Raw genomic sequence first — 6,291 nt, forward strand, 5'->3', positions numbered from 1 at the left:
AATATCTTTTGATATACCCGCCAACATCGTCTTCGGTGTAAATCAAAAGGTACAACTTTTGAGTCAAACCGAGTCTTCGTCACAAGGCTGCCAACACCCCAATCAAGCCTCAACAACCTGGCAAAAAAGGTCATCGATTTCCCAAACAAGAATTAGCTGGGTTGGGAGCAAACCTCCCCCACGGAGGGGGAGCATATACAACAGAATAATAATAAAATTAGGGCAACCCAATCTCCTTATTTAACTTCCTTCACTAATGTTTCAGCACCTTTGTTCATCAGCGACTCATTCCCATCTCTAAACCAACGGAACAAAAAATCAAAGACGGGCGGAGTTTTTTTTCTATGATCAAAAATCTGGTCTTGAAGCGTTCTACACTTCAACTTTAATACGCTTGGATCTTTATTCGAAACCGCATCAGCCCATATTTTCTCAGATAGTTCTTTCAGCTTATCCAACCTCTCTGCAGCATCTTCATGCTCCATCATTTGACGATAACCAAAGACATAGGTAGCAGTTAAAGGTGCAATGATATATGCCAAAAACTCAAACATATCCTTTTTCTCATACAAACCATAGCTAATCATCCCCACTGCGATACTGATTAGAATGATGCGAATAAATAAAGTGTACTTTCTTCTCATTCTCGCATCCCACCAAACATTTGACCGCTGACTAATTATTATTCCAAATATTTCTGAAACTCTTTCTATAACTACTGGATACCATTTTCTCAAGCACTCAACTTCATCATCCTTCAGACCATGATTTTGAGCTTCCTCATGAATCATTTCACGCTCTGGTTTTTTACCCACCGCAAATTCATTCCATTCCAAACCCAAAACGTTTGTATCAAAAAGCTCTTGAGTTCTGGCAGCCTTATCACGCAACTTCTTTACCCAAGGCGTAAGAACAAACAGATCAAAAACCACAACCAGAATACCCCAAAGAGCCACGTAGCCTTTGAACTCTGGCTTCACTATTGCGGCAACAGCAGCACAGATTGCAATAGGGACACTAAGCAGCATTTGAAATCCAATGATGCTCTTCGCCCTGGAATAAAGATTTCTTTGAGCAGCAAGAAGCTCAATATTTTCAGGAAACTCTTGCCTTTGAATGATACTCATAAATAGTAATCTGGAAATTTATTGTTATAAAGTAAATTCCAAAAATCAAATGCTTCCTTTACATTACCGTCTATTGTTGCATTGCGAGCCTTTACAGCACGACTAACGGCTGTACTCAACTTTGAAATTGCATCCTGCTTAAAAGCTTCTGTTTTGCATGGGTAAATATAGCCAGAAAAACCCATAGGATCTTGCAAAGAAGAAAGATTATTCTCCAGAAGCATGGCCAGGATATTTTTCACATCGATATCGTAAATAATGCAAGATTCACCGTCAGCATATTTCGCAACCCTCATTTCCAAATAAAATGACTTTATAGGAACATCTCGGTAAAATTTCCAAGCCTTGATAAATCGAATAAGAGGCTTAACTTTTCCACCATGTTTTTTGTCTACGGCATTAACATAAGCATTATGAGCATCTGGACAAATCTGCATCCATCCATTATTTCCATCAGCGATCTCATATATGCTGTAGCCGTTGCTTTCTTTTACGTAGTCGGCCACAACAATTTCAGTATCTTGAGACTTTTATTGCCCGAAGGGACAGACAACTGCAGGGGTACTAACCTTAATATCCGTATGTGGAAATCTGGTCACTAATGCATCTTTAACTAAGCTCAGGGTATAAGTAGAAGACAGCTTAAGTGACGTTGTAGGCAAACAGGCAAGATAATCAACATCGCTGTATCGAGAAATATTAGTTCCATTTCCAAAAGAACCAATCCTGGTGAATCTCTTCAATCCGAAGTTTTTTTCAAGGCATGCTTTGATTGATGCCCTATGTGAGACCGTAGCTTCAGTTTCTGCTGCGCTAGCTTTAATTGTGTTATGAAAATCTTGGAATCCTTGCTCTATCGTACGTGGCATTTTTCCCCTTTTTAAACAACGCAAATACATTATAGATAATAAGATTACAAAAATAGCCCAACCAGTCAACGCGTGGATCATTACTCATCTAGTCAGGGGCATTGGCTAGCAACTGCTAAGATCACATCTGTTTTGTGACACTTCTTTGTGTCACAACACTCATTTTTTGTTGGACGGGCCTCCTCGCATGGGGAAGCGATTTCGCTTGCGAAAAACCGGGTCAGGTGGGGAACCAAGCAGCCCTAACTGTGAAACCAGTGCCGAGGTAAGGTTCGTCACCTTTCGATGGAATACTCTTTGTAGAAAAGAGATCACCTTCCTAGAAAAATATTTCCAAGCATGTGCAGCACAACACTGTGACACCTCGTCAAATCGACAGGTGTCTTTTTGCGTTCATGACTGCGTCAGCAAGTTTCTTCAACAACCCGTAATACCTGCAACTGCGTGCCTCGTCTCAGTCCAAAATTTGATAACTCATTGCGCAATACCTGACAAAGCACAGACGCAAAAAGGGCCGCAGAACGCGGCCCTTTTGAGTTTTTGATGCAGCTTACAAAGACTGCTTCATACACTTAGACGGGAATACCCACCAGATCATGGCCTTGCGTACCAACGATACGCACACTGATCAAATCACCCACCTTGTAGGTCTTGCTGGCCTTTTCTGGCGGCTGGATGTGCACCACGCCGTCGATCTCTGGAGCATCCGCATAGGTGCGACCTACGCCACCCTTTTTGCCCAAGCTGATGGCCTTGTCGACCAGCACCTTCATGACCTGACCCACGCGGCGCTGCAAGCGCGCGGTGGAAACTTCCTCAGCCACTTCCATAAAGCGGGCGCGGCGCGCTTCGCGCACCTCTTCAGGCAGCATGCCGGGTAGTTCATTGGCTGTAGCGCCTTCGACCGGGCTGTAAGCAAAGCAACCGGCGCGGTCAATTTCGGCTTCGCGGATGAAGTCCAGCAGGTGTTCAAATTCTTCTTCGGTCTCCCCAGGGAAGCCTGCAATGAAGGTGGAGCGAATCACCAACTCTGGGCAGATCTTGCGCCATTCGCGAATGCGATCAAGGTTTTTTTCGCCGGATGCAGGGCGCTTCATGCGCTTCAGAACGTCAGGGTGGCTATGCTGCAGCGGCACGTCCAAATATGGCAAGACCTTGCCTTCGGCCATCAGCGGCAGCACGGCATCAACAGTGGGGTACGGGTACACGTAGTGCATACGCACCCACGCGCCGTATTGCTTGGCCAGCTTGCCCAATTCATCGGCCAGCTCCAGCATGCGGGTCTTAACGGGCTTGCCATCCCAGAAGCCAGTGACGTACTTCACATCTACGCCGTAGGCGGAGGTGTCTTGGCTGATAACCAGCAGCTCTTTGACGCCGCCTTCAAACAGCGCTTTGGCTTCTTTCAAGACATCGCCAATCGGGCGCGAAACCAAGTCGCCGCGCATGGAGGGGATGATGCAGAAGGTGCAACGGTGGTTGCAACCTTCAGAGATCTTCAAATACGCATAGTGCTTAGGCGTGAGCTTGATGCCCGCATCGCCAAAGCTGCCAGGCACCAAGTCCACAAACGGGTCGTGGGGCTTGGGCAAATGGGCGTGCACGGCATCCATCACCTCTTGCGTGGCATGGGGACCGGTTACAGCCAGCACACTGGGGTGGACTTCAGCCACCATGGTGGCACCGCCTTCTTTACCGACCTTGGCGCCCAGGCAGCCAGTAACAATCACCTTGCCGTTGGCGGCAAGCGCTTCACCAATGGTGTCCAGACTTTCTTTGACTGCATCATCAATAAAACCGCAGGTGTTGACGATGACCAAGTCAGCACCTTCAAAGGTCTTGGAGGTCTGATAACCCTCGGCGCTGAGCTGCGTGAGGATCAGTTCGCTGTCGGTCAGCGCTTTAGGACAGCCCAGCGAGACGAACCCGACTTTCGGGATACTCGTTTGCATCGTGCGATCAGAATCAGTTGATTTCATTTGATTTTTTCCAGCGGCGCAGTCTCTACGCGAAAGCAGCGATTTTAAGCTAATCGCAATTTTTGGCAGGCGCAATACCATTGCCCAACTCGACGTACAGGCCGACAGTCAATGGATAGATAAATGAAAAAGGCGCTACAGCTTTTATAGCTATAGCGCCTACATTCTGGTGGATCCTACGAGATTCGAACTCGTGACCAACGGATTAAAAGTCCGACTCACGATCAAGCACCGGCGCAGGTTCCAGCAGATTTATGGGAATATTTTACCATCTACCCACTCAGCATTCATGCGCCTCTCCAGAACTTATTCCCACGGCTCAGGTATTCGATAGATGCTTGCAACCACCCTCTTCAGCCTTGTCGTCGGCATCTAAGATGGCGACACTCTGACCGCCCGCTGCGGCGAGCCTGGGCAATATGAGCAAGTCAAAGTAAGGCTGCAGGGCATCGATGCCCCTGAGCGCAGGCAGCCATTTGGGGAGCGCGCCCGACAAGCACTGGGCGAACTGACATTTCAAAAAGAGGCTGAGTTGCGGTGCAACAAGCTCGACCGATACAAGCGCCACGTTTGCTCGGTCTAGGTTGCGCCGGCAACAGCACCCAGGGGGCCGCGCACTCTTGATGCAGGGCTAGCCATGGTCACTGAAGGCATAGCCTGGTGGTATCGAGCCTATTCGCGGAGCAATCTCCCCAGGAACGCGGTCAGTATGAGTTTGCCGAGCAGGAAGCCAAGGCGCGTAAAGTCGGGTTGTGGCGATTCGAAGCCAATTGCGCCATGGGGGTGGAGAAAAATGGCTCGCGAGTCCCGGATGAGGCTAAGTCAGTAAACGACCCCAAGCGGCCGATCACTCAGTATGAGCGAAGAGATATACCCCAAACTTCATTTTGCTTAACCAGAATCCAAAGGTTGGTGTGACGAGTCAGTTCTTCACCGGTGTCTGAACGTCGGGTGTACGTGACGAGGAAATGGACCTTGTCCTGGCTACTCAGAACGGGGACTTTCGATTCGTATCGCGTCGATGACCAACCAGTACTTTTTAGCCGCTGAAAAAAATCCGAAGGATGTTGGTTCGGAGCATCCCAAACCAGGGTATCAGCTCCCGAAATCATCACATGCGGGAAATGAAGCTGTGCATCCATGCCAGCTAAATCCAGTGCATTGAATGCAGCAGTAAATTGGTCAAGGCAGCGCGACGCTTCTTCGACTGCATCTGGGTCAATTGGGTTGCTATCCGTTTTGCTAACAAAGGACAGAAAGCTGCTCATACCTTGGCGAGGAAGGCCGCCGCATCACCGGCTTCACACTTCCAGTCTGCGAAGACTCCAACCAGATTGCATTCCACGCAGTGGCAAGCGATGTAGTACCAACGAACATCATGTGTGCCCTCATACACGGAGACGCCGGACACGAGCTCGAACGCCTCGTTCTCGCATACGCACTCGTGCCCCTCGGGCGCGGACTTTTCAATGTAGTCCGCGCTGTCGCCCATCAGGTGTTCCTGCCCGCAGTCAGTGCAGGTGCGAATTGCCACGCCGGCTTCTTCATCGGTCTGCAGCGCAAAAGTCCGGCACCCACAATCGCATTTGGACGAGGCAAACCGGACGGCCTCATGGCGATTCGCAACGCTGTAGCTGCGCAGTTCGGCTTGGGTGTCGCCGGACGTCGTCCCGTACATGAACTCGCCCTTCTTCGTCAGTGCCATTGATGCTTTCCATTCTTCAAGGTGGGGTTCCCGACAGATCTGACGCCAAGCTTGCCCCAATCATCTGGATTTTGCCTGAAGGCACGGCGAATCGTCGTCAAGGGGCCGGTGCGGGCTCCGACAACGGCTGCTCCTGGCCGAACGCATCAATAAGACGCGATCCAACCTAGAGCCAACGCCGCACCTGATGACGATATGCATCGAACGAAGCTCCAAATCGCTCGTTCAAAGCATCTTCCTCAGGTCGTATCTGGAAGCGCTGCAGATACGCCATGAATAGCGGCACGAGGAGCATCGCTGGTATCTTTCCCAACCACACTGCAAAGGCCAAGAGTAAAAATGTGAAGCCCAAATACATGGGGTTGCGTGTCAGACGAAAAACCCCATGCACGACCAGCGCTGTCGAGGTCTCGGGATTGACTGGGTTGACCGTGGTTTTTGCTTGCCGAAATGCCAGAACGCCTGCAATGCAGAAGGCCCCGCCGAGCGTAGCCAGAACAATTGCCACCACCCATGCGCCTGGAGTCTTGATCATTAAGACATCGGGAAGAAACCACATTGCGGCGGCGAATAACGCGGAAAGCGCCACTGGGGGCACTCGCAAGGACAGC

8 protein-coding genes are annotated in these 6,291 nt (G+C 49.6%); 1 reads left to right on the plus strand and 7 read right to left on the minus strand.

The window, feature by feature from the left end; genetic code table 11:
* Nucleotides 1-236: 236 nt before the first annotated feature.
* From HF327_RS18345 to rimO, 4 genes are all read right to left on the minus strand, one after another.
* Nucleotides 237-1,127, minus strand: a complete 891-nt coding sequence (locus HF327_RS18345; protein WP_198461760.1) for an S-4TM family putative pore-forming effector — start codon at nt 1,125-1,127, stop codon at nt 237-239.
* Complete coding sequence (locus HF327_RS18350; protein WP_198461761.1) at nt 1,124-1,633, minus strand: hypothetical protein; 510 nt, start codon at nt 1,631-1,633, stop codon at nt 1,124-1,126. The genes HF327_RS18345 and HF327_RS18350 overlap by 4 nt, the downstream gene beginning before the upstream one ends.
* A gap of 24 nt (nt 1,634-1,657) precedes the next feature.
* Nucleotides 1,658-2,077, minus strand: a complete 420-nt coding sequence (locus HF327_RS18355) for a nucleotidyltransferase family protein (RefSeq protein WP_198461762.1) — start codon at nt 2,075-2,077, stop codon at nt 1,658-1,660.
* 491 nt (nt 2,078-2,568) lie between these two features.
* Nucleotides 2,569-3,948 carry a 30S ribosomal protein S12 methylthiotransferase RimO gene (gene rimO, locus HF327_RS18360; protein ID WP_407927054.1) on the minus strand — a complete coding sequence of 460 codons (1,380 nt, stop codon included), beginning with the start codon at nt 3,946-3,948 and terminating at the stop codon, nt 2,569-2,571.
* Nucleotides 3,949-4,423: 475 nt separating this feature from the next.
* Here rimO and HF327_RS22375 point away from each other — a divergent pair, with 475 nt between their 5' ends.
* Entirely contained in the window at nt 4,424-4,558 is a 135-nt protein-coding gene (locus HF327_RS22375; protein ID WP_328701907.1) for a thermonuclease family protein, read from the plus strand.
* Nucleotides 4,559-4,826: 268 nt separating this feature from the next.
* Here the strand turns inward: HF327_RS22375 and HF327_RS18370 are convergent, their stop codons facing one another.
* The 3 genes from HF327_RS18370 to HF327_RS18380 all read right to left on the minus strand — a co-directional run bounded on the left by HF327_RS18370 (nt 4,827) and on the right by HF327_RS18380 (nt 6,290).
* Nucleotides 4,827-5,243 (minus strand): hypothetical protein, encoded by a 417-nt coding sequence (locus HF327_RS18370; protein ID WP_198461764.1) that lies wholly within the window; start codon nt 5,241-5,243, stop codon nt 4,827-4,829.
* On the minus strand, nt 5,240-5,680 hold the full coding sequence (locus HF327_RS18375; protein ID WP_198461765.1) for a hypothetical protein: 441 nt from the start codon (nt 5,678-5,680) through the stop codon (nt 5,240-5,242). Before HF327_RS18375 ends, HF327_RS18370 begins: the two co-directional genes overlap by 4 nt.
* A gap of 166 nt (nt 5,681-5,846) precedes the next feature.
* Nucleotides 5,847-6,290, minus strand: a complete 444-nt coding sequence (locus HF327_RS18380) for a methyltransferase family protein (protein WP_236024276.1) — start codon at nt 6,288-6,290, stop codon at nt 5,847-5,849.
* Nucleotide 6,291 lies beyond the last annotated feature (1 nt).

This window comes from Comamonas suwonensis (assembly GCF_012844455.2).
Classification (GTDB): domain Bacteria; phylum Pseudomonadota; class Gammaproteobacteria; order Burkholderiales; family Burkholderiaceae_C; genus Comamonas; species Comamonas suwonensis.